Source organism: Rhizocola hellebori (assembly GCF_016862955.1).
In the GTDB taxonomy this organism is placed as follows: domain Bacteria; phylum Actinomycetota; class Actinomycetes; order Mycobacteriales; family Micromonosporaceae; genus Rhizocola; species Rhizocola hellebori.
Genome location: NZ_BONY01000200.1, coordinates 1 through 714 on the forward strand (window position 1 = coordinate 1; position 714 = coordinate 714).

At 70.2% G+C, this 714-nt stretch carries 1 protein-coding gene; it reads left to right on the forward strand.

The annotated features are described in order from the left end of the window. Positions 1-497: 497 nt before the first annotated feature. A partial coding sequence (locus tag Rhe02_RS49505; protein ID WP_203915559.1) for a hypothetical protein occupies positions 498-714 on the forward strand: 217 nt, incomplete at its 3' end.

Genomic DNA, 714 nt, shown 5'->3' on the forward strand with positions numbered 1-714 from the left:
AAACCCCTCCCCGGCGAACCCGGCACTGCTTGGCTGGGCGCTGCTTGGCTGGGCGCTGCTTGGCTGGGCGCTGCTTGGCTGGGCGGTGTTGGGCTTGGGGGTGTTTGGCCCGGCCTTGTTTGGCTCTGGGCGGGCGGTTGATGGCGGTTCTGGCTGGCTGGCGTTGTCCCTGCTTGGGTGGGCTGTGTCTGGTCGGCTGGGCTGTGGGCGGCTGTTGTCGGCGCGAGCCTTGACTGTGCGGGTGCAGCCCGGTCGGGCCGGGTCTGGCTTGGCTGTGGTGATTGGGTGGGCCGGGTTGGGCTGGGCGGGGTGGGTGCGGGCCGGGTCTGGTTGGGTTGTGGTGATTGGCCGGGTCGGGTCTGGCTGGATGGCGTGGGTCGGGTGTGGGCTGGGCTGGGTGGTCGCTGGGGGTGGGTGGGGTTTGGCTTGGCCCGTCGGGTCTTGGTGGGCTGTGGCTGTGTCGGCTGGTTGTCCTTGGGTCGGGCGCGGGTGAGGCCGTGGAACAGGAGGTTGCCGTCTGGGTCGACGACGGAGAAACGCCATTGGGCGTCGGAGTGGGTTGCGGCGCATTGGCGGGCGATGTCGGCGGCGACCGGCCCGAAGCCGTTGAGGGTGCCGGGGTTTTCATCGAGCCCGGCCAAGGTTTCCAGGCCGACGAGCAGCTCGACCACGCCGCGGCGTGGGCCTGGTGTGACGTCGATCTGCTTTCCCTCG